This window comes from Mesorhizobium sp. C277A (assembly GCF_040324395.1).
GTDB lineage: Bacteria > Pseudomonadota > Alphaproteobacteria > Rhizobiales > Rhizobiaceae > Mesorhizobium.
Map to the genome: position 1 here is coordinate 1,836,993 of NZ_JAMYVW010000002.1, position 21,298 is coordinate 1,858,290.

The window sequence follows — 21,298 nt, forward strand, 5'->3', positions numbered from 1 at the left end:
GCCGGTCTGCCAGTCACTCCGCCGCTTCGCGCTTGCCTCCGGGGCGCCGTTCCAGCAGTTCCTTCAGGAAGTGGCCGGTGTAGCTGCGCTTTTCGCGCACGATCGCTTCCGGTGTGCCTTGTGCCACCAGTTCGCCACCGCCATCGCCGCCTTCGGGGCCGAGGTCGAGCACCCAGTCGGCGGTCTTGATGACTTCGAGATTGTGCTCGATGACCACCACCGTGTTGCCCTGGTCGACCAGTTCGTGAAGCACTTCCAGCAACTTGGCGACGTCATGGAAGTGCAGGCCGGTGGTCGGCTCGTCGAGGATGTAGAGCGTCTTGCCGGTCGCCTTGCGCGACAATTCCTTGGCGAGCTTGATGCGCTGCGCCTCGCCGCCCGACAGCGTCGTCGCCTGCTGGCCGATATGGATGTAGCCGAGGCCGACCTGCTTCAGCGTCTCCAGCTTGTCGCGCACCCCGGGCACGGCGGCAAAGAAATCGACGCCTTCCTCGACCGTCATGTCCAGGACGTCGGCGATCGACTTGCCCTTGAACAGGACGTCGAGCGTCTCGCGGTTGTAGCGCTTGCCGTGGCAGACGTCGCACGTGACGTAGACGTCGGGCAGGAAGTGCATCTCGATCTTGATGACGCCGTCGCCCTGGCAGGCCTCGCAGCGGCCGCCCTTCACGTTGAAGGAGAAGCGGCCCGGCTGATAGCCGCGGGCCTTGGCCTCGGGCAACCCGGCAAACCAGTCGCGGATCGGTGTGAAGGCGCCGGTGTAGGTGGCCGGGTTCGAACGCGGTGTGCGGCCGATCGGCGACTGGTCGATGTCGATGACCTTGTCGAGGAATTCGAGGCCCTCGATGCGGTCGTGATCGGCCGGATGCTCGCGCGAGCCCATGATGCGGCGCGACGCCGCCTTGAACAGCGTCTCGATCAGGAAGGTCGATTTGCCGCCGCCAGACACGCCGGTGATGGCGGTGAAGGTGCCGAGCGGGATTTCGGCAGTGACGTTCTTGAGGTTGTTGCCGCGCGCGCCGACGATCTTCAGCCGGCGGTTTTTCTTGGCCTCGCGCCTGACACCGGGCGTGGCGACTTCGAGCGCGCCCGACAGATATTTGCCGGTGATCGAATTAGGATTGGCCATCACCTGCTGCGGCGTGCCCTGGGCGATGATCTCGCCGCCATGGATGCCGGCGGCCGGGCCCATGTCGACGACATAGTCGGCATGCAGGATGGCGTCCTCGTCATGTTCGACAACGATCACCGTGTTGCCGATGTCGCGCAAATGCTTCAGCGTGTCGAGCAGGCGCGCATTGTCGCGTTGGTGCAGGCCGATCGACGGCTCGTCCAGCACATAGAGCACGCCGGTGAGGCCGGAGCCGATCTGCGACGCCAGACGAATGCGCTGGCTCTCGCCGCCCGACAGCGTGCCGGAATTGCGCGACAGCGTCAGATAGTCGAGGCCGACATCGTTGAGGAAGCGTAGCCGGTCGCGGATCTCCTTGAGCACCCTGACAGCAATCTCGTTCTGCTTGTCATTGAGCTGCGCCGGCAGATCGGTGAACCATTTGTCGGCGTTGCGGATCGACTGCTCGGTGACCTCGCCAATGTGTTTTCCGGCGATTTTGACCGCCAGCGCTTCCGGCTTCAGCCGGTAACCCTTGCAGACCGGGCAGGGCGTCGCCGACATGAAGCGCTCGATCTCCTCGCGCATCCAGGCGGATTCGGTTTCCTTCCAGCGCCGTTCGAGATTGGGAATGACGCCCTCGAACGTCTTGGTCGTCTTGTAGGAGCGCAGGCCGTCATCATACTGGAAGGTGACCTCGCGCTCACCGGTGCCGCGCAGGACGGCATCCTTTGCCTCTTCGGTCAGGTCTTTGAACTTGTCGCCGAGCTTGAAGCCGTATGCCTTGCCCAGCGCTTCCAGCGTCTGCGCATAATACGGCGAGGTCGATTTCGCCCACGGGCTGACGGCGCCGTCGCGCAGCGAGACGTTTTCGTCCGGCACGATCAGGCTGGCGTCGATGGCGCGCTGATTGCCGAGGCCGTCGCAGGTCGGGCAGGCGCCGAACGGGTTGTTGAACGAGAACAGCCTGGGCTCGATCTCCGGAATGGTGAAGCCGGAAACCGGGCAGGCGAATTTTTCCGAGAACAGGATGCGCTCATGCGTCTCGTTCTTCGATTTGTTGACCGAGTCCTCGCCGGTCTGGCTGGCGTCGAGCGGCCGGTCGGCGAACTCGGCCACCGCCAGCCCTTCGGCGAGCTTCAGCGCCGTTTCGATGGAATCGGCAAGCCGTGTCGCCAGGTCGCCGCGCACGACGATGCGGTCGACGACGACGTCAATGTCGTGCTTGTACTTCTTGTCCAGCGCCGGCACATCGGCGATCTCATAGAAGACGCCGTCGACCTTGACGCGCTGAAAGCCCTTCTTCTGCAGCTCCAGCAGTTCCTTGCGATACTCGCCCTTGCGGCCGCGCACGATCGGCGCCAGCAGGAAAAGGCGCGTGCCTTCCTCGACCGCCAGCACCCGGTCGACCATCTGTGAAACCGTCTGGCTCTCGATCGGCAGGCCGGTCGCCGGCGAATAGGGGATGCCGACGCGCGCGAACAGCAAGCGCATGTAGTCGTAGATCTCGGTGACGGTGCCGACCGTCGAGCGCGGGTTCTTCGACGTGGTCTTCTGCTCGATCGAGATGGCCGGCGACAGGCCGTCGATCTGGTCGACATCCGGCTTCTGCATCATTTCGAGGAACTGGCGCGCATAAGCCGACAGGCTCTCGACGTAACGGCGCTGGCCCTCGGCATAGATGGTGTCGAAAGCAAGCGACGATTTGCCGGAGCCCGACAGGCCGGTCATGACGATCAGGCTGTCACGCGGCAGGTCGAGATCGACATTCTTTAGGTTGTGTTCGCGTGCCCCGCGAATGGAAAGGTATTTATGGTCGGCCATCGCCGGTCGCCGCCTCAGGTCTGGTGTCAGTGGGATCGGCGGGTTTTCCCGGCCATTCCCTATGTAGGTATTTTTGCCGCCACGTCGAGAGACGCCACACTTCTCGACCAAAGCCGTTTAACCGTCTTTCGCGCGAACGGGCAAGCGGAAAGAACAAAGACCGAACACGCTCCTGACAAAGCTGTGCAGAAACTGACAAGGGTGTTTCAGAAACTGACCCTGACGTAAGCTCCCGACGATCACATTTTCCGTAACCGGCTATTCAAGGTTGACGCCGTCGAATCAGGGGCGCACTCTGCCGGAGTCAACGGAGCCGGCCGTCTTTGATGGCCTCGCCGCCCATAGCGGCCTGCGAGACGCCGCAGGTTTTTGCGATTTGTGCTTCGGATTGACACCAGTCGCAACGGACATAGGAGCGGAGCATGACGCCACCGGATAGTCCCTTGAGGCTCCACCTGCTAGTGGAGCCGCGGCGGGCATAAGTGCCAGGTAGTTTCAAGGCATTGGAGTGTATGCGTCCAAACGAACGCATCGCGTCAGTCCAACAAACCACCAGACAAACCGTGACCTGCCGAATCCCACAAAAATCAGAGACGGCTAGTCGGATCGTCGGCTGAATGCCGCGAAGCATCCGAAATCAAAGTCGGTATAACACTACCGGCAGTTTGGATTTGGAATCCAAAAAAAGCCCCGACCGTTAGCGGAAGCAACGGCGGGGCTGTTCTTTTGCGAGGAAGTCGTCGGCGCAGGCTTTCTCTCCCGTATAGTAGCTGGGAGAAGGGGCTACCGGCGCGGCGGCTTGATCCCACCCGTGCCGACATCGACAGTGATGCTGCCGGAAATCCTGACATCGGTGTCGCCGATCTTGAACGTGCCGTTCTCGACGGCAGGCAGCGCGTCGTCCGGCTCCGGCTGCGGCGCGGGCTTGGCGATGCGGTAGTCGCCGGCCACGCCGGGCAGGGCGCCTTTCCGCGACGTGCTGGTGCTGCCCCCGGCAAAGGCCATGCTCGATGTCGCCGCCGTGATGGCAATGGCTATGGTCAGTCTGTTCAGGTGGTAGCGCATGGCAAGACTATAGTGCCGCGCTCAAGGCGAGGCCAGACCAGCGGCGTTGAAATTGAGGGAACACCGGCCTGCATTCAATCCGCCGATCAGGCCGCTGCCTGCTTGCGGGTGTCGAAGACGTGGTCGACGAGGCCCCAGTCCTTGGCCTCCTTCGCGGTCATGAAGAAATCGCGGTCGAGCGTGCGTTCGACCTCTTCGTGGGTGCGGCCGCAATGGTGAGCGTAGAGGTCGGCCATGTGCCGCTTGGTGCGCAAAATGCCTTCGGCATGGCGCTGGATGTCGGAGGCCTGGCCCTGGAAGCCGCCCAGAGGCTGGTGCAGCACGATGCTGGCATTGGGCAGCGCGATGCGCCGCCCCGGCGTTCCCGCCATCAGCAGGAAGGAGGCCATCGACGCGGCAAAGCCCATGCACACGGTCGACACCGGGCAGCTGACATATTGCATCGTGTCGTAGATGGCGAAGCCGCTGGTCACCACGCCGCCCGGCGAGTTGATGTAGAGCGAGATCTCCTTGTCGGGATTGTCCGATTCCAGCGACAGGAGCTGGGCGCAGACCAGCGCCGACATGCCGTCATTGATCTCGCCATTGACGAAGATGATGCGCTCGCGCAGCAGCCGCGAGAAAATGTCGAAGGCACGTTCGCCGCGGCTCGATTGCTCGATCACCATCGGCACCAGATTGGCAAAGCCGCTCATCTCATTGTCTCCGTTTTGATTTTTCCGGGTCAGGCAGCGCGCAGCAACAGGCGTGGCGCGTTGGCGGCGACAGGCGGTTTGGGCTTGTATGCGCGCAGCCAGAGCCGGCAGCCGGCGCCGGCCATCGCGACCGCAGGCGTCAGGACAAACCCGTCATGGACGATGCGCAGATGCGTGCCGCCGGAAACGGTGCGGGCGAGTGTGAAGGTGACGATGCTCTCCAGCTCCTCGCGGTTGGCGTCGCCGGAACGCTCGCGCCAGGAATAGCGCAGCAGGCGCCCCGGCTCGGCATCGAGCACTTCGCACTCGATCGGCTTCTCAGGCCCGGCAAAGGCAAAGCGGCTGCCGGTTTCCGGATTGATGTCGTTCGGCATCATCCATTCCGCCAAGAGGTCCGGCACGGTCAGTGCCCGCCACACTGGTCGGCCAGGGCGCGAAAAATCTCTGCTTCGATCATGGCAAAGCATAAGTCGATACTTATCGATTTGGCAAGGGGTGTTTTGAATGCTGCGTATTGATTGGATCCTGCCGGGCCTCTAAGCCGTGGGGAACAAGATGGGCCGATCATCGCGAGGCAGGAGTAGTATTTATGAATTCCAACGTCGATCTTTCGTCCGCCGAGAACCTCAACGAGGCTCTGAGGCTCTATCGCCGCCTCGTACTCGGTATAGGAGCGATCGCCGTCATCGGTTTCGTGGCCGTGATCTTGTTGGCCAAGCTGGGTACGGCGCTATCGCCGCCATACGGGATTTACGTCTTCGGCGAAGGATTGGGGACCTGGGGCCTGATCGCGGTGGTAGCGGCGCTCGTCGCTCAGGTGTGGTGGCACGGGCGCGCGATCGGGAAATTGCTGAATGACCCGGCTCTGAAATCTGAACCTGCAGTCGGGCTGATGTCGGCGCCAACCGTGATCGCACAGCGCGCCCATGGCATGGGCATGGAGTGGAGCGGCTTTTTCGGTCCGTTGCGGCCAGCTAAAAAACGGCGCTGACGACACCGCTTCTCGCCCCTGCGTGTCAGCTAAATCCACGCGCCCGCGTCGGCGATTGCTGCCATTCCTTGACAATCCGTGGTTAACAGTATAGGAACGAAAAGGGAACAAAAACCTTGTGGGAAAAGCCAGCCGCGGCAAGCCAGGATTGTGCGCGGCCTGTAAGGTGAACGACTTGAAATTTGTTTCGGATGAGCACGGAGAAGTGTCATGGCGGGTAGCGTCAACAAGGTCATTCTGGTCGGTAACCTCGGCGCGGACCCTGAAATCCGCCGCCTGAATTCCGGTGATCCGGTCGTCAACATCCGCATCGCCACGTCGGAAAGCTGGCGCGACAAGAACTCCGGCGAGCGCAAGGAAAAGACCGAATGGCACAACGTGGTCATTTTCAATGACCAGATCGCCAAGGTCGCCGAGCAGTACCTGAAGAAGGGCATGAAGGTTTACGTCGAAGGCCAGCTGCAGACACGCAAATGGCAAGACCAGACCGGCGCCGACAAGTACACGACCGAAGTCGTGCTGCAGAAATTCCGCGGCGAGCTGCAGATGCTCGATTCTCGCGGCGAGGGCGGCGGTCAGGTCGGCAACTATGCCGGCGGCAGCGGCGCGAGCCGTGGCTCGGATTTCGGCCAGTCTGGCCCCAATGAGAGCTTCAACCGCGGCGGCAACAGCGGTGGCGGCGGTTCCAAGGGCGGCGGTGGCGGCGGCTCGTCGCGCGAACTGGACGACGAAATCCCGTTCTGAGCTGACGGTAGTCAGCGATATCTGAGGAGAGGGCGCGATGTCGCTCGGACCGCTTCTATCGGCGCGCCCTCCCATTCCATGGCACGCCTTCGCGGCCCTTGCCGCGCTGGCTATTGGCGCTACGCAACTAGCGCTGCCGAAAGGCACGACGCGTCATCGTGTCGTCGGCTATACCTGGGCGGCGCTGATGCTGGTCGTCGCCATCTCCAGTTTCTGGATCCAGCAGATACGCCTCGTCGGTCCGTTCAGCCCGATCCATCTCTTGTCGATGTTAGTGTTGATCGCCGTGCCGCTGGCGGTCTGGCACGCGCATATGCATCGGGTCGCCACACATCGCAGGGTCATGATATCGCTGTATGTTTTCGCCCTGATCGGCGCCGGCGTGTTCACGCTGCTGCCGGGGCGGATCATGCACACGGTCGTCTTCGGCCAGTGACGCTTTCTGAAAGGAAGATTGCCGTGAAAGCCCGGATCAAATGGGTCGAGGAGCGCACCTTCGTCGGCGAGTCCGGCAGCGGCCACAAGGTTGTGCTGGGAACCGCCTCCGGGCCGGAAGGCAAGACGCCGGGTCCGAGCCCGATGGAGCTGGTGCTGATCGGCACCGGCGGCTGCTCGGCCTATGATGTCGTCCACATCCTCGAAAAAGGCCGCGAGGCGATCGAGGACTGTGTTGTCGAACTCGACGCCGACCGGGCCGAAACCGACCCGAAAGTCTTCACCCGCATCCACATGCATTTCATCGTCACGGGCCACGCGCTGTCGCGCGACAAGGTCCAGCGCGCCATCAACCTGTCGATCGAGAAATACTGCTCGGCCTCGGCCATGCTGGCCAAGACGGCTGTCATCACCCACGATTTCAAGGTCGTCGATACGGCGGTGGAGTAGGGGCTGCCGTTACCCCGCCATCAGCGCCTTGATGCCATCCGCGACGAACTGAACCGCAAGCGCGGCCAGGATGACGCCGAGCAGGCGGGTGAGGATCGAGCGGCCGGTCTGGCCGAGGATGCGGTCGATGCGCTCCGACAGCACGAACACCAGATAGGTGATGGCAAGGCAGACGAAGATGATGCCGACCAGCGCCGCTTGTGCTGCAAAACCCTGAAACGAGCCCGACAGTAGCACGGTCGCCGAAATCGCACCGGGGCCGGCGATCAGCGGGATCGCCAGCGGGAAGGCCGCGATATTGTGGATCATGTCCTTGGTGATGGCGACGTCGCCGATCTTCTCCTTGCGGTCCTGGCGGCGCTCGAACACCATTTCGAACGCGATGAAGAACAGCAAAAACCCGCCGGCGACGCGGAAAGCCGGCAGCGTGATGCCGAACACCGACAGGATGGAGGCCCCGGCCACCGCAAACAGCGCCATCACCAGGAAGCCGATGATCGAGGCGCGCACCGAGACCTGCTGACGTTCCTCGCGGTTCATGCCGCGTGTCACCGCGAGGAAGAGCGGCGCGAGACCTGGCGGGTCGATGGTCACCAGAATGGTGACGAAGGCGTTGAACAGGCTGTCGAAACTCGGCATCGCTGACCCCTCCCGCCGGGCCGGACCCCTGCGCCACGATAGTGGTAGAGCAAAGCCTGGCCGGTGGGAACCGTCTGAGATGCCGATACCGGAGACGCCGGCTATGTTAGGCGGCAGCGTTGCAATAGGCCTCCAGGCGATAGCCGTCGGGATCGACGATGAAGGCAGCGTAATAGTCCTCGCCATAGTCGGCGCGCAGGCCCGGCGCGCCATTGTCGCTGTCGCCTGCACGCAAGGCGGCGGCATGGAAGGCGACGACACTCTGCCTCGTCGGCGCGGCAAAGCAGAAATGCAGACCGGGCTTCTCGTCCGATGGCACTGGCCGCTCCGCGTCGTTCACCCACAGCGCGACGGCTTGCGCACCATAACCCAGTGAGCCTGGCGACTGGCCGAGGCAGGAATAACCGAGCGGCTTTAGCGCGGCATCGTAGAAGGGCTTCGGAACGTTGGTGTCGCGGACGCCGATCGAGACATGGTCAAGCATGTTTTTTCACCTTTTTTGCAATATGTTGCGTCATCAGTCCTGGGCGACGCGGCGCGCCAGGAACTCGACTTCGAGACGCCATGTCTTGCCATCGTCGTGCGAACGCTCGCCGAGCCAGCGGAAGCTGTCCTTGGTGATGCGCGAAAAGCTCCAGCGGACCGAGGAACCAGTGCCGTCGGCGCCGACCTGCACAATCGTGTCGCCTTCGGCGCGACCAAGCTGGCGGCTGTAGTATTGGTTGCGCGGGTCGCTCCAGAAGATGTGCCAGGCATCCGAGCCGGGATCATAGGCCCGCAGCGTTGTGCCATAAAAAGTCCATTTGCCGAGAGAAGGCGAGGGGCCGGCATCCCGCGCGGGCAGGATCCATACATCCTGGATCGCCCTGCCTTCCAGGACCCAGCCGAAATGCACCTCGCCGCCTCCGGTGAGAACCGTGCCGTCCTCGAGATGGCGCGTGGCATCGAATGTCCAGGCGCCGACGAAGCGGCCGTAGAGATCCAGCTTTTCAGCCAGGCCGGAATTGGGGCCGTCGCTGTGGAGCGCTTCGGCAAAGGAGGATGTACCGATCATACTTGCTGCCTTCGTAGTGTCAGGAGGCTGCAAGCGATAGGCCCCGACCGGGTGTCGCGCTTGGGAAAAATTGCTATCTTTCAAGCCATGACGACGAGCGAACAAAACTTGGCATCGGGGCAGGGTTGGTATGTCTGTGACGTGCTGTGCACGGCCGGCGCCGGCGACCGCCCGTTCGAGGAGGCGCACGACACCTTCTGCGTTGCCGCTGTCACCAGCGGCACCTTCCGCTACCGCACCAGGCAAGGCGCCGCCATGCTGGCGCCGGGCGCGATCCTGCTCGGCAATGTCGGCGCCTGCTATGAATGCGGGCATGAGCATGGCGCCGGCGACCGTTGCCTGTCCTTCCACTTCGCTCCGGCCTATCTCGACCGCATCGCCAGCGACGTGCCCGGCGCGAGCAAGCTCGCCTTCGGCGTGCCGCATATGCCGCCCTTGCCGGCGCTGACATCGCTGCTGGCCGAGGCGGAAGCGGCGCGCGAGATGGTCGACATCGACGCCTTTGAGGAGCTTGGCCTGCGAATTGCCGGCGCAGCACTGGCAGTTGCCGGCGCAGCACTGCCCGTCGCCAGCGATGCGGTGCCTGGCGTTCGACCGCCGAGCCGCCGCGACCAGAAACGGGTTGCCGAGGCGGTGCGGCAGATCGAGCTCAATGCCGACAGGCCGGTCTCGCTTTCCGAGCTTGCCTGCGCGACGGCGACCAGCCCGTATCATTTCCTGCGCACCTTCCGGCAGGTCGCCGGCATGACGCCCTATCAGTTTCTGCTGAGAACCCGGCTGCACCGCGCGGCGGTGCGGCTGCGCATGTCAGGCGATGCCATCTCGGCGATCGCCTTCGAGGCCGGTTTCAACGATTTGTCGACGTTCAACCGCCGTTTCCGGCGCGTCATGGGCGAAACGCCCGGCGACTATCGCGCCCGGCGGGTGGCTACCCGCTAATGCGTCCGCCTGCCTCCTGATACGTTCTGGCTTGGAAAACGGTCCATCGCAGGCTTTTGCCCTGGCGGCGGCGAAATGCGTTGTGGCCAAATCGTCGCAATCAGCTTTATCCATTTGAAATTGCCACTGAAATTGTCGTTGGAAAAGCACCACGAATATTGGAGTTTCGGCCGTGCTTCCTATATAAGCGGTCAGTGATTCCTGATTAGATTGTGATCCGATTTGACCGACCAAAAACCCCCGCGCGGCGCCGACGGCGGCCCTACCGGCATCGAGCCCATCTCCATCATCGAGGAGATGCAGAGCTCCTACCTCTCTTATGCCATGAGCGTCATCGTCAGCCGTGCGCTGCCCGATGTACGCGACGGCCTGAAGCCGGTTCACCGCCGCATTCTCTATGCGGCGCATGAGAGCGGTTACCACTGGAACCGCAAATATGTGAAGTCGGCCCGCCCGGTCGCCGACGTGATGGGTAAATACCATCCGCATGGCGACGCCTCGATCTACGACGCCTTAGTGCGCATGGCGCAGGACTGGTCGCTGCGCGTTCCGCTGATCGACGGGCAGGGTAATTTCGGCTCCATCGACGGCGATCCGCCGGCGGCGATGCGCTACACCGAATCGCGGCTGACCAAGGTCGCACATGAGCTGCTGGAGGACATCGACAAGGAAACCGTCGATTTCCAGGAGACTTATGACGCCTCCGACACCGAGCCGAAGGTGCTGCCGGCTCGCTTCCCCAACCTTCTGGTCAACGGTTCCGGCGGCATTGCCGTCGGCATGGCCACCAATATTCCGCCGCATAATCTGGCCGAGATCTGCAACGGCGCCATCGCCATCATCGACAATCCGGCGATCGATTTGCCGGCGCTGATGGAGATCATTCCGGGTCCCGATTTCCCGACCGGCGGCATCGTGCTCGGCCGTTCCGGCATCTACAGCGCCTATGCGACGGGTCGTGGCTCCATCGTCATGCGCGGCAAGGTCAATGTCGAGCAGCGCGGCAACGACCGTGAATCGATCATCATCACGGAAGTCCCGTACCAGGTGAACAAGGCCTCGATGATCGAGAAAATGGCCGAGCTGGTGCGCGACAAGCGCATCGAAGGCATTTCCGACATTCGCGACGAAAGCGACCGCCAGGGCTACCGCGTCGTCATCGAGCTGAAGCGCGACGCTGTCGCCGACGTCATTCTCAACCAGCTTTACCGCTTCACGCCGCTGCAAACCTCCTTCGGCGCCAATATGGTGGCGCTGAACGGCGGCAAGCCGGAAGTGATGAACCTGACCGACATGCTGAAGGCGTTTGTCAGCTTCCGCGAAGAGGTGATTAGCCGGCGCACGAAATTCCTGCTGCGCAAGGCGCGCGACCGCGCCCACGTGCTGGTCGGCCTCGCCATCGCCGTCGCCAACATCGACGAAGTGATCAAGCTGATCCGCACCGCGCCCGATCCGCAGACGGCGCGCGAGCAGTTGATGGAGCGGCGCTGGCCCTCCGGGGACGTGGAGTCATTGATTCTGCTTATCGACGATCCGCGCCATCGCATCAATGAGGATGGCACCTACAACCTCTCCGAGGAACAGGCGCGCGCAATCCTCGAACTGCGCCTGCAGCGCCTGACCGCGCTCGGCCGTGACGAAATCGCCGACGAGCTGAACACGATCGGCGACGAGATCAAGGATTACCTCGACATTCTGTCGTCCCGCGCCCGCATCCAGCAGATCGTCAAGGACGAGCTTGCCGCCGTGCGCGACGAGTTCGGCACGCCGCGCCGCACCGAGCTCACCGACGGCGGCGCCGACATGGAAGACGAGGACCTGATCCAGCGCGAGGACATGGTCGTCACCGTCAGCCATTCCGGCTACATCAAGCGCGTGCCGCTGTCGCTCTACCGGGCGCAACGCCGCGGCGGCAAGGGCCGCTCCGGTATGTCGACCAAGGAAGAGGATTTCGTCACCCGGCTGTTTGTGGCCAACACGCATACGCCGGTGCTGTTCTTCTCCTCGCGCGGCATCGTCTACAAGGAAAAGGTCTGGCGGCTGCCAATCGGCAATCCGCAGTCGCGCGGCAAGGCGCTGATCAACATGCTGCCGCTGGAGCAGGGCGAGCGCATCACCACCATCATGCCGCTGCCCGAGGACGAGACCAGCTGGGGCGAACTCGACGTCATGTTCGCCACCACGCGCGGCACCGTGCGCCGCAACAAGCTGTCCGAATTCGTCCAGGTCAACCGCAATGGCAAGATCGCCATGAAGCTGGAGGAGGAGGGCGACGAGATTCTCGGCGTCGAGACCTGCACAGACAATGACGATGTGCTTTTGACCGCCAGCTCCGGCCAGTGCATCCGCTTCCGCGTTGGCGATGTGCGCGTCTTCCAGAGCCGCAATTCGGTCGGCGTGCGCGGCATAAGCATGGCCGAGACCGACCGCATCATCTCCATGTCGGTCATCGAGCATGTCGATGCTTCACCGGCGGAACGCTCCGCCTACCTCAAGCGGGCAGCACTGGAGCGGCGGCTTGCCGCCGAGGTGACCGGCGAGGAAGAAGAGATTGCACTCACCAATGAGGAGATTGGCGAGGAGACTGAGCTTTCCGACAGCCGTTACGAAGAGCTCAAGGCGCATGAGCAGTATGTGCTGACGGTGACCGAATATGGCTACGGCAAGCGCTCGTCATCCTACGATTTCCGCCTGACCGGACGCGGCGGCAAAGGCATCCGCGCCACCGACGTGTCGAAGGTGGCCGAGATCGGCCAGCTGGTGGCGACTTTCCCGGTCGGCAATGACGACCAGATCATGCTGGTTTCGGATGGCGGCACGGTCATCCGGGTGCCGGTCAACGGTATCCGTTTCGCCAGCCGCGCGACCAAGGGCGTGACCATCTTCAACACCGCCGAAGGCGAGAAGGTGGTTTCGGTCGAACGGATTTCGGAGCCGCAGGCCGACGAGGATGTCGAAGAGGGTGTCATTGAGGCCGGCGCCGGAGATGCCGTACCGGACAGCACCGAATAGGTTTGAGCAACAACGCCGGCCCGATGGGCCGGCGCAAACAAGAAACTAGCAATAAATCAGGGGCGACGGTGGGGCCAGCGAGCGCCGAAACCTTCGAACCGCTTTGTGCGGACACGGACGCGCTCTGCCTCGCTATGCAATCCGAATGCGGTGGCGATCAGCATGGCGACGGTCATTGCGGTGGCGAGCATGTAGATCAGCATGTGCGTGTTCTCCTGCGCCTATCCAACGGTTAGATCGGGTTTTGGTTTCATTTTCCGAAGTGCAAACTAGCGAACGCGGCGTGAAGTCTTCGTGATCAAGGCATTCATCTGTCGTTCATGTCTGCGAAAAGGTTCACGCAGATGTTCCCAATCGCATTTGCCTTCCGCCCAATGCCCCGCTAGAAGCACCTCCCATGACCGATCGCATCGCCCTTTATGCCGGCTCCTTCGACCCGCTGACCAACGGCCATCTCGATGTCCTGAAGGCATCGCTGGCTGTCGCCGACACGGTTTATGCGGCGATCGGCACCCACCCCGGCAAGACGCCGCTGTTTTCCTTCGACGAACGGGTGAAGCTGATCGAGGCCGCGACCAAGGCCGAATTTGGCCGCGACGGCGACCGGATCAAGGTCGTCGCCTTTGACGGGCTGGTCATCGACGCGGCCCGCAAGCATGGCGCCTCGATCATGATCCGCGGCCTGCGCGACGGCACCGATCTCGATTACGAGATGCAGATGGCTGGCATGAACGAGACCATGGCGCCGGAACTGCAGACGGTTTTTCTGCCCGCCAGCCCATCGGTACGCACCATTACTGCCACACTTGTGCGCCAGATAGCCTCGATGGGCGGAGACATCCGTCCCTTCGTACCGGCCGCCGTTGCCGGTGCGCTCACCGCCAAATTCGCGAAATAGTGCATGTCGCCCCAAAGTGGATGCCGGTTTTTGGGGCAACGACATGCACCCTAACAAAGACCTTCGGAGATCCCTTATGCAGCTGAAAAAGCTCGCCTCGTTCCTCGTCGTGCTTGCCGGTCTCGTGACCGCATCCGTTTCGGCCTTCGCCGCCGAACCGGAAAACACCATGGTCATCACCTTGAAGAACGGCGAGGTCACCATCGCGCTACGCCCCGACCTGGCACCCAAGCATGTCGCGCAGATCAAGAAGCTGGTGCGTGAAGGCGCTTATAACGATGTCGCATTCCACCGGGTCATCAACGGCTTTATGGCGCAGACCGGCGACGTCAAGTTCGGCAACATGAAGAAGGGGTTCAGCCCCGAGGCCGTCGGCACCGGCGGTTCAGACCTGCCCGACCTGCCGGCGGAATTCTCGCAGAGCGAACATTTTAAGCGCGGCACGCTCGGTATGGCCCGTTCGCAGGACCCGAACTCCGCCAATTCGCAGTTCTTCATCATGTTCGCGCCGGCGCCGAACCTCGATGGCCAGTACACCATCGTCGGCAATGTCGTCAGCGGCATAGAGCTGGTGGACAACATCAAGAAGGGCAACGAGGCGGACAACGGCACGGTCAGTGAGCCCGACCGCATGATCAAGGTACGCATCGCCGCCGACAAGTAAACCTATCAAATCATTCTGTTTTCTGAGATAAAGGATATCCGACATGGCTGAGATCAAGGACCGCGAAAACGCGCTCATCCTGGAAACGACCAAGGGCAAGGTCGTCATTGAACTGTTCCCCGACCTGGCCCCGGGCCACGTCGCCCGGATCAAGGAACTGGCCCGCGAAGGCGCCTATGACGGCGTGGTTTTCCACCGCGTCATCGAAGGCTTCATGGCGCAGACCGGTGACGTCAAGTTCGGCAATTCGACCAAGCCCACTTTTGCCCCCTCCCGCGCGGGCATGGGCGGCTCGGAAAAGCCGGACCTGAAGGCTGAGTTCTCCAACGCCAACCATGGTCGCGGCACCTGCTCGATGGCCCGTTCGCAGAACCCGAACTCGGCCAATTCGCAGTTCTTCATCTGCTTCGACGATGCCGCTTTCCTCAACCGCCAGTACACGGTCTGGGGCCAGGTCATCGAAGGCATGGACAATGTCGACAAGATCAAGCGCGGCGAGCCGGTGGTCGATCCCGACAAGATCGTGTCGCTGAAGGTCGCGGCCGACGTCAGGTAAGGACAAACGAAGATGATGGGCTTGGTCTGGTCGCTGCTCGGCATCCTGTCAGGCGCCTTCATCGCCGTCCAGGCGCCGATCAACTCGCAGCTGGCGCGCGGCCTGGGGCTCCCGGTCGCGGCTGCTGCGTTTTCGTTCCTGTCGGGCGCGATCGTGCTTGGTATCATCTCCATTGCCGTTGTGCGGCTGCAGGACATCTCGCTCGACTGGAAGGCGCCGGCGCCTTGGCTGTTCATCGCCGGCGGCATGCTCGGCGGTTTCTATGTTACCCTGTCAACCATTCTTACGCCGCGCATTGGTGCAGCCGCGTTGATGGCGTTCCTGGTTGCCGGCCAGTTGCTGGCCGGCATGCTGATCGATCGCGTCGGCTTTCTCGGCGTGGCGGTGCGCGAGATTTCGCTCGGCCGCATCGCCGGCGCGGTGCTGCTGTTGGCCGGAGCGCTGCTCGTCCGGCTCTACTGATGCGCGTCGATCTCTTCGACTTCGACCTGCCGGAGGAGCGCATCGCGCTGCGCCCGGCCGAGCCGCGCGACAGCGCCAGAATGCTGGTGGTCAGGCCAGGCGAAGACTTTGCGGACCGCGCGGTGCGCGACCTTCCGTCCTTGCTCAGAACGGGCGACGTGCTGGTCTTCAACGACACCAAGGTCATTCCTGCCCAGTTGAGAGGCATCAGGCGGCGCGGCGAAGCGCAGGCGCAGGTCGACGCCACGCTGCATATGCGCATGGCGCCGGACCGCTGGCTGGCCTTCATGCGGCCGGGCAAGCGCATCGCCGCCGGCGACCGCATCCATTTCGGCCATGACGGCAATTCCTGTTTTCTCGGCCAACTCGACGCCACGGTCATCGAGAAGGGCGACGCCGGCGAGGCGTTGCTCGGCTTCGACCTCTCCGGCCCATTTCTCGACGAAGCGCTGCGCGCCGTCGGCCACATCCCGCTGCCCCCCTATATCGCCTCCAAGCGCGACGACGACGCACGCGACCTGACGGATTACCAGACAATCTATGCCAAGGAGGAGGGCGCAGTCGCTGCCCCCACCGCAGGCCTGCATTTTACGCCGGAGCTGTTTGCCGCGCTGGATGCAAAAGGCATCGAACGCCGCTTCGTCACCTTGCATGTCGGCGCCGGCACCTTCCTGCCGTTCAAGGCGGACGACACCGCTGACCACAAGATGCATGCCGAGACCGGCTCGGTCAGCGAAGCAACAGCCGACGCTCTGAATGGCGCCAAGGCGCGGGGCGGGCGCATCATCGCTGTCGGCACGACCTCGCTGCGCCTGCTGGAGAGCGCGGCACGGCCTGATGGCTCGCTGACCGCCTGGTCCGGCCCGACCGACATCTTCATCACGCCGGGCTATCGCTTCCGCACCGCCGATCTGCTGATGACCAATTTCCATCTGCCGCGTTCGACGCTGTTCATGCTGGTTTCGGCCTTCAGCGGCCTAGATACGATGCGTGCGGCCTATGCTCATGCCATCGGGAACAATTACAGGTTCTATTCCTACGGAGATGCAAGCCTGCTTTATCGAGCGGAGATGAGCGATGGACGATGATCTGCAAGCCTTTGATCGCGAGAGCCTGATCGCCGAAGTGAAGAAACTCCGTGCCGGCATACGCCAGCATCGAGATTCTACCGGCCATGATTTATGCTGGCATCATCCCAACCTGTGGGACCTGCTGCCGGAAAAGACCGATCCATCGATTGCCGTGCCGCCATGGCCGAAATTCATGCGCGGCTGCATCCAATACCGCCAGTCGCTCGACAGGCAGGCGCCAGGCGCGCCTGTCCATGACAAGGAATTCAATGGCTGAGACATTCACCTTCAAGATCCTCGCCACCGACGGCAAGGCGCGGCGCGGTTCCATCACCATGCCGCGCGGCGAAATCCGCACGCCGGCCTTCATGCCGGTCGGCACCGGCGGCACGGTCAAGGCCATGTATATGGACCAGGTGCGCGGCGTCGGCGCCGACATCATCCTGGGCAATACCTATCATCTGATGCTGCGCCCCGGCGCCGAGCGCGTGGCGCGGCTTGGTGGGTTGCATGAATTCGCCCGCTGGCCGCAGCCGATCCTGACCGACAGTGGCGGTTTTCAGGTCATGTCGCTGTCGAAGCTCAGAAAATTGACCGAGAAGGGCGTCACCTTTCGCTCGCACATTGACGGCGCTGCCTACGAGATGTCGCCGGAGCGCTCGATCGAGATCCAGGGCCTGCTCGATTCCGACATCCAGATGCAGCTCGACGAATGCACAGCGCTGCCGGCCGACCTCAAGCAGATCGAGCGCGCGATGGAGCTGTCGCTGCGCTGGGCCGAGCGCTGCAAGACAGCGTTCGGCGATCAGCCCGGCAAGGCGATGTTCGGCATCGTCCAGGGTGGCGACAACGCAGCTCTCAGGGTGCGTTCGGCGCAGGCGCTGAGCGCGATGGAGCTGAAGGGCTATGCGGTCGGCGGCCTGGCCGTCGGCGAACCGCAAGCGGTGATGCTGGATATGCTGGAGATCACCTGTCCGGAATTGCCTGACAACAAGCCTCGATATCTCATGGGCGTCGGCACGCCGGACGACATCGTGAAATCGGTGGCGCGCGGCATCGACATGTTCGACTGCGTGATGCCGACCCGCGCCGGCCGCCATGGCCTGGCCTATACCAGGCGCGGCAAGGTCAATCTCAGGAATGCCCGCCACGCGGACGATCCGCGGCCGCTGGATGAGGAGAGCGACTGCCCGGCCGCGCGCGACTACTCACGCGCCTATCTGCACCATCTCGTGCGCTCGCAAGAGGCGCTGGGGGCGATGCTTCTGACCTGGAACAACCTGTCCTACTATCAGAAGCTGATGCAGGACATTCGCGCCGCGATCGAGGCAAAGGCCTTCGAGGCGCACACATCAGACATTTCAGAGGGATGGGCGAGGGGCGATATTCCGGTGCTATAAGCACATCTAGGTGCTGAGCGAATTCGCTGCGCGCAAGCTGCAGCCGGTGATTTGAAAGCTGCCGTCGGGCTGCTGTTCCAGCGTGTAGACCGCCTCATAGTCCTTGCCGTCGGGCCCAACGATCAGCACTTGCTGGATTAGAGAAGTTGGCCCCATCTGCTCGACCTTGCCGAAGGAATAGCTCTGCGGCTGGCGCACCGGCGGATAGCCGTTGGTCACCATGTTCATGAAGGTGTCGACGGTCGGAAAGATGCGCTTCACATTTGGAGCGGCGAAACTGTACGCCTTGGCGCCATCATTGGCGATGAGCGCCTTCAACTGACCATCGATGACGGCCTGGCCGGCCTTGACTTCGGCGTCGCCGGCAAGGGCTGCCGACACGAACAACGCGAACAGCAATGAAACAACTGCGAATGCGGTGCGGCGCATGGCCTGTCTCCATTGTCCCCCAACAAAACCTGTCCCGGGACGCATCATACCATACGGTTTGCGGAGCCTCACGGTTTCAGCAACCGCAATATTCGCCACGCAAGTGCCACATGATCATGCTTAAGCCTCCTTTAACGCGGGGCGCGCATCGTAGGGACGGGTGGGGACCCGTTCGCGCAACCAGGGGACGACCATGTTCAAGCAGCCGATCGACCGGCGCCTTTTGCTGAAGGGCGCGGCAAGCCTCGCAGTTTTGGCTCCCTTGCCCGCCTGGGCAAGCACCGGGCCGACTGTCACGGAAGTCGCCTTCGATCCCGCCATTCCAGCGCTCGGCAACCCCGATGGCGACGTCACCATCGCCGAATTCGTCGACTATCAATGCCCGATCTGCAAGCTCGTCTTCGTCGAACTGAAGAAGTTGATGGAAGCGGACAACGGCGTCCGGCTTGTGATGAAGGACTGGCCGATCTTCGGCGACGTGTCGCGCGACGCGGCGCGGGTGACGCTGCTGAGCGGCGAACACTATGGCGCGGCGGTCGATGCGCTGATGACCAACCAGCGCGGCCTTTCGGAACGCCGCACCAACGACATCCTTTCTTCCGTCGGTGTCGATGTGGCGATGGTGCGTGCCGACCTCGCCATCCGTGAACCCGACATCGACGCTGCCCTTGTCCGCACCGAAGCCCAGGCGACGGCTTTCAAGCTGCGCGGCACGCCAGCCCTGGTCATCGGCGGCAACCTGTACCGGCGCGGCATGCCCGTGTCCGAACTGAGACAAGCCGTCGCCAAGGCCCGCTCCGCCTGATGCTTGAAAGCCGGGCGGCAGTCTGCCACAAGGGCCGCTTGAGTGCTGAAGCTTGATCGGGACCGGCAATGAAGACGTTTTTCATGCAGATAAAGTGCGATCTGGGCAAGTCCTATGAGGTCGCCAGCGCGCTCGCCGATGCCGAAATCGCCTCGGAGATCTACTCGACCGCCGGCAATTACGACTTGCTTGCCAAATTCTACGTCGACGACGAGGAAGATGTCGGCCACTTCGTCAACGAGAAAGTGCAGATTATTCCCGGAATCAAGGACACCTTCACGGTCGTCACTTTCCGCGCATTCTAAAGCAATTCCAGGAAAAGTGTGAAGCGGTTTTCCGTCCGGAATTGCGGCAAAGCAAAAAGCCATGGCAGGTCGCCGTTTCCATGAAACGGTGAACTGCTATGGCCGCATCAGGCACTTGCCCGGTGAACTGCTAGAGCCGCATCAGGCACTTGCCCGGCGACAAGGCAGAGCCTGATTAAGGTCCTGTTCCGACTGCCCGAATTTTGGGCAGTCGGAACATACTGATCGCCGATATCCTCCAAATCACCGATTGCGCTTGATTTTCTCCCGCGACGCCAGTGAAATGGCGTCACAGGGGAGTATGCGATTGGCAGCGTTCGATGAAATGCTTCCGGAAGTTTCCGGGCTTAGACAACCGTATACGGCTTACGACCGCTGGCTGAAGGAGCAGGACCCGGCCAGGCTTACCGAAAAGATGCAGGACGCCGAGCGCGTCTTCCGCAAGACCGGCATTACCTTCGCCGTCTATGGCGAGCAGGAAGCCTCCGAGCGGCTGATCCCCTTCGACATCGTGCCGCGCATCATCTCCGGCAATGAATGGCGAAGGCTGACGCAAGGCATCGAGCAGCGCGTGCAGGCGCTGAACGCTTTCCTCGACGACATTTACCACCGCCAGGAAATCCTGCGCGCCGGCCGCGTGCCGAGGGAGCTGATCGCCAGGAACGAGGCGTTCCTGCCGGAAATGATCGGAGTGCGGCCACCGGCCGGCGTCTACACCCACATTATCGGCGTCGATATCGTCCGCATCTCCGAGAACGAGTTCTACGTGCTGGAGGACAATGCGCGCACGCCGTCGGGCGTCTCCTACATGCTGGAGAACCGCGAGACGATGATGCAGCTCTTTCCCGAGCTGTTCCAGCAGATCAAGGTGCGGCCGGTGGAGAATTATCCGCAATTGCTGCGCCAGTCGCTGGCGGCAGTGCGGCCGCAAAGCACCAAGGGTGCACCGACCATTGCCGTGCTGACACCGGGCAGCTTCAACTCCGCCTATTTCGAACATGCCTTCCTCGCCGACCAGATGGGCGTGCAACTGGTCGAAGGCCAGGATCTGCGCGTTGTAGACGGCCACGTCGCTATGCGCACAACCGAAGGCTACAAGCAGATCGACGTGCTTTACCGGCGCGTCGACGATTCCTTCCTCGATCCGCTGACCTTCCGGCCGGACTCGGCCCTTGGCGTGCCCGGCATCATGGACGTCTACCGCGCCGGCAACATCACCATCGCCAACGCGCCGGGAACCGGCATCGCCGACGACAAGGCGATTTATTCCTACATGCCCGACATCGTCGAGTTCTACACCGGCCGCAAAGCCATCCTCGGCAACATCCCGACCTGGCGCTGCTCGGAGCCCGACAGCCTGAAATACGTGCTCGAACACATCCATGAGCTGGTCATCAAGGAAGTGCACGGCTCCGGCGGCTACGGCATGCTGGTCGGCCCGGCTGCGACCAAGAAGGAATGCCAGGATTTCGCCAAGAAGCTGCAGGCGAAGCCCTCCAACTACATCGCCCAGCCGACGCTGGCGCTGTCGACTTGCCCGATCCTGACCGAAAAAGGCCTGTCGCCGCGCCATGTCGATCTCAGGCCCTATGTTCTGGTCTCCGACCGAATCCAGATCGTTCCCGGCGGCTTGACGCGGGTGGCGCTGAAGGAGGGGTCGTTGGTCGTGAATTCCTCGCAAGGCGGCGGGACGAAGGATACGTGGGTGTTGGACGATTAGGTAGACAGTAGACAGTAGGCAGTAGGCAGT

Annotated in this window: 25 protein-coding genes; 16 read left to right on the forward strand and 9 right to left on the reverse strand. The window is 62.5% G+C overall.

The window, feature by feature from the left end:
* Nucleotides 1-13 precede the first annotated feature (13 nt).
* From uvrA to NKK52_RS09185, 4 genes are all read right to left on the reverse strand, one after another.
* Nucleotides 14-2,935, reverse strand: a complete 2,922-nt coding sequence (uvrA, locus tag NKK52_RS09170; protein WP_023684628.1) for an excinuclease ABC subunit UvrA — start codon at nt 2,933-2,935, stop codon at nt 14-16.
* 783 nt (nt 2,936-3,718) lie between these two features.
* Complete coding sequence (locus NKK52_RS09175) at nt 3,719-3,940, reverse strand: hypothetical protein (RefSeq protein ID WP_245261915.1); 222 nt, start codon at nt 3,938-3,940, stop codon at nt 3,719-3,721.
* Between the two features lie 146 nt (nt 3,941-4,086).
* Complete coding sequence (locus NKK52_RS09180) at nt 4,087-4,695, reverse strand: ATP-dependent Clp protease proteolytic subunit (protein ID WP_023684630.1); 609 nt, start codon at nt 4,693-4,695, stop codon at nt 4,087-4,089.
* Nucleotides 4,696-4,724: 29 nt separating this feature from the next.
* Nucleotides 4,725-5,162 (reverse strand): SRPBCC domain-containing protein, encoded by a 438-nt coding sequence (locus NKK52_RS09185; protein ID WP_050592007.1) that lies wholly within the window; start codon nt 5,160-5,162, stop codon nt 4,725-4,727.
* A 122-nt stretch (nt 5,163-5,284) separates the two neighbouring features.
* Here NKK52_RS09185 and NKK52_RS09190 point away from each other — a divergent pair, with 122 nt between their 5' ends.
* The 4 genes from NKK52_RS09190 to NKK52_RS09205 all read left to right on the forward strand — a co-directional run bounded on the left by NKK52_RS09190 (nt 5,285) and on the right by NKK52_RS09205 (nt 7,315).
* Entirely contained in the window at nt 5,285-5,686 is a 402-nt protein-coding gene (locus NKK52_RS09190; RefSeq protein ID WP_023684632.1) for a hypothetical protein, read from the forward strand.
* Between the two features lie 210 nt (nt 5,687-5,896).
* A complete protein-coding gene (ssb, locus tag NKK52_RS09195; RefSeq protein WP_023684633.1) occupies nt 5,897-6,430 on the forward strand; it encodes a single-stranded DNA-binding protein in 534 nt (177 codons plus the stop codon).
* 37 nt (nt 6,431-6,467) lie between these two features.
* Nucleotides 6,468-6,866: a DUF2306 domain-containing protein gene (locus NKK52_RS09200; RefSeq protein WP_023684634.1), complete on the forward strand. Its 399-nt coding sequence runs from the start codon at nt 6,468-6,470 to the stop codon at nt 6,864-6,866.
* Nucleotides 6,867-6,889: 23 nt separating this feature from the next.
* A complete protein-coding gene (locus NKK52_RS09205) occupies nt 6,890-7,315 on the forward strand; it encodes an OsmC family protein (protein ID WP_023684635.1) in 426 nt (141 codons plus the stop codon).
* A 9-nt stretch (nt 7,316-7,324) separates the two neighbouring features.
* On the opposite strand, the gene NKK52_RS09210 is transcribed toward NKK52_RS09205, so the two are convergent.
* From NKK52_RS09210 to NKK52_RS09220, 3 genes are all read right to left on the reverse strand, one after another.
* The gene (locus NKK52_RS09210; RefSeq protein WP_023670949.1) at nt 7,325-7,954 is read right to left on the reverse strand and encodes a MarC family protein; all 630 of its coding nucleotides are present in this window, start codon (nt 7,952-7,954) and stop codon (nt 7,325-7,327) included.
* A gap of 106 nt (nt 7,955-8,060) precedes the next feature.
* Nucleotides 8,061-8,438, reverse strand: coding sequence for a VOC family protein (locus tag NKK52_RS09215; protein WP_023684636.1), 378 nt, complete (start codon nt 8,436-8,438; stop codon nt 8,061-8,063).
* A 33-nt stretch (nt 8,439-8,471) separates the two neighbouring features.
* Nucleotides 8,472-9,008, reverse strand: a complete 537-nt coding sequence (locus tag NKK52_RS09220; protein WP_023670951.1) for a hypothetical protein — start codon at nt 9,006-9,008, stop codon at nt 8,472-8,474.
* Nucleotides 9,009-9,095: 87 nt separating this feature from the next.
* Between NKK52_RS09220 and NKK52_RS09225 the strand changes: the two genes are divergently transcribed.
* Both NKK52_RS09225 and gyrA read left to right on the forward strand, forming a co-directional pair.
* On the forward strand, nt 9,096-9,947 hold the full coding sequence (locus NKK52_RS09225; RefSeq protein WP_023684637.1) for a helix-turn-helix transcriptional regulator: 852 nt from the start codon (nt 9,096-9,098) through the stop codon (nt 9,945-9,947).
* A gap of 222 nt (nt 9,948-10,169) precedes the next feature.
* Nucleotides 10,170-12,959, forward strand: coding sequence for a DNA gyrase subunit A (gene gyrA, locus NKK52_RS09230; RefSeq protein WP_023696506.1), 2,790 nt, complete (start codon nt 10,170-10,172; stop codon nt 12,957-12,959).
* A 56-nt stretch (nt 12,960-13,015) separates the two neighbouring features.
* On the opposite strand, the gene NKK52_RS09235 is transcribed toward gyrA, so the two are convergent.
* Entirely contained in the window at nt 13,016-13,162 is a 147-nt protein-coding gene (locus NKK52_RS09235; RefSeq protein WP_023670953.1) for a hypothetical protein, read from the reverse strand.
* A 194-nt stretch (nt 13,163-13,356) separates the two neighbouring features.
* Here NKK52_RS09235 and coaD point away from each other — a divergent pair, with 194 nt between their 5' ends.
* The 7 genes from coaD to tgt all read left to right on the forward strand — a co-directional run bounded on the left by coaD (nt 13,357) and on the right by tgt (nt 18,009).
* A complete protein-coding gene (gene coaD / locus NKK52_RS09240; RefSeq protein ID WP_023670954.1) occupies nt 13,357-13,857 on the forward strand; it encodes a pantetheine-phosphate adenylyltransferase in 501 nt (166 codons plus the stop codon).
* A 76-nt stretch (nt 13,858-13,933) separates the two neighbouring features.
* On the forward strand, nt 13,934-14,521 hold the full coding sequence (locus NKK52_RS09245; protein ID WP_023684638.1) for a peptidylprolyl isomerase: 588 nt from the start codon (nt 13,934-13,936) through the stop codon (nt 14,519-14,521).
* A 43-nt stretch (nt 14,522-14,564) separates the two neighbouring features.
* Nucleotides 14,565-15,077, forward strand: coding sequence for a peptidylprolyl isomerase (locus NKK52_RS09250; protein WP_023670956.1), 513 nt, complete (start codon nt 14,565-14,567; stop codon nt 15,075-15,077).
* A gap of 12 nt (nt 15,078-15,089) precedes the next feature.
* On the forward strand, nt 15,090-15,539 hold the full coding sequence (locus tag NKK52_RS09255) for a DMT family transporter (protein WP_023684639.1): 450 nt from the start codon (nt 15,090-15,092) through the stop codon (nt 15,537-15,539).
* Entirely contained in the window at nt 15,539-16,627 is a 1,089-nt protein-coding gene (gene queA / locus NKK52_RS09260) for a tRNA preQ1(34) S-adenosylmethionine ribosyltransferase-isomerase QueA (protein WP_023684640.1), read from the forward strand. Before NKK52_RS09255 ends, queA begins: the two co-directional genes overlap by 1 nt.
* The gene (locus NKK52_RS09265) at nt 16,617-16,886 is read left to right on the forward strand and encodes a hypothetical protein (RefSeq protein ID WP_023684641.1); all 270 of its coding nucleotides are present in this window, start codon (nt 16,617-16,619) and stop codon (nt 16,884-16,886) included. The genes queA and NKK52_RS09265 overlap by 11 nt, the downstream gene beginning before the upstream one ends.
* On the forward strand, nt 16,879-18,009 hold the full coding sequence (tgt, locus tag NKK52_RS09270; protein ID WP_023684642.1) for a tRNA guanosine(34) transglycosylase Tgt: 1,131 nt from the start codon (nt 16,879-16,881) through the stop codon (nt 18,007-18,009). The genes NKK52_RS09265 and tgt overlap by 8 nt, the downstream gene beginning before the upstream one ends.
* A 6-nt stretch (nt 18,010-18,015) precedes the next feature.
* Here the strand turns inward: tgt and NKK52_RS09275 are convergent, their stop codons facing one another.
* On the reverse strand, nt 18,016-18,438 hold the full coding sequence (locus tag NKK52_RS09275) for a DUF4864 domain-containing protein (protein ID WP_023684643.1): 423 nt from the start codon (nt 18,436-18,438) through the stop codon (nt 18,016-18,018).
* Nucleotides 18,439-18,631: 193 nt separating this feature from the next.
* Between NKK52_RS09275 and NKK52_RS09280 the strand changes: the two genes are divergently transcribed.
* The 3 genes from NKK52_RS09280 (at nt 18,632) to NKK52_RS09290 (ending at nt 21,268) form a co-directional block, all read left to right on the forward strand.
* Nucleotides 18,632-19,243 (forward strand): DsbA family protein, encoded by a 612-nt coding sequence (locus tag NKK52_RS09280; protein WP_023684644.1) that lies wholly within the window; start codon nt 18,632-18,634, stop codon nt 19,241-19,243.
* A 68-nt stretch (nt 19,244-19,311) separates the two neighbouring features.
* Nucleotides 19,312-19,548 (forward strand): Lrp/AsnC family transcriptional regulator, encoded by a 237-nt coding sequence (locus tag NKK52_RS09285; protein ID WP_023670963.1) that lies wholly within the window; start codon nt 19,312-19,314, stop codon nt 19,546-19,548.
* A 307-nt stretch (nt 19,549-19,855) separates the two neighbouring features.
* A complete protein-coding gene (locus tag NKK52_RS09290; RefSeq protein WP_023670964.1) occupies nt 19,856-21,268 on the forward strand; it encodes a circularly permuted type 2 ATP-grasp protein in 1,413 nt (470 codons plus the stop codon).
* The last annotated feature ends 30 nt before the right edge of the window (nt 21,269-21,298 follow it).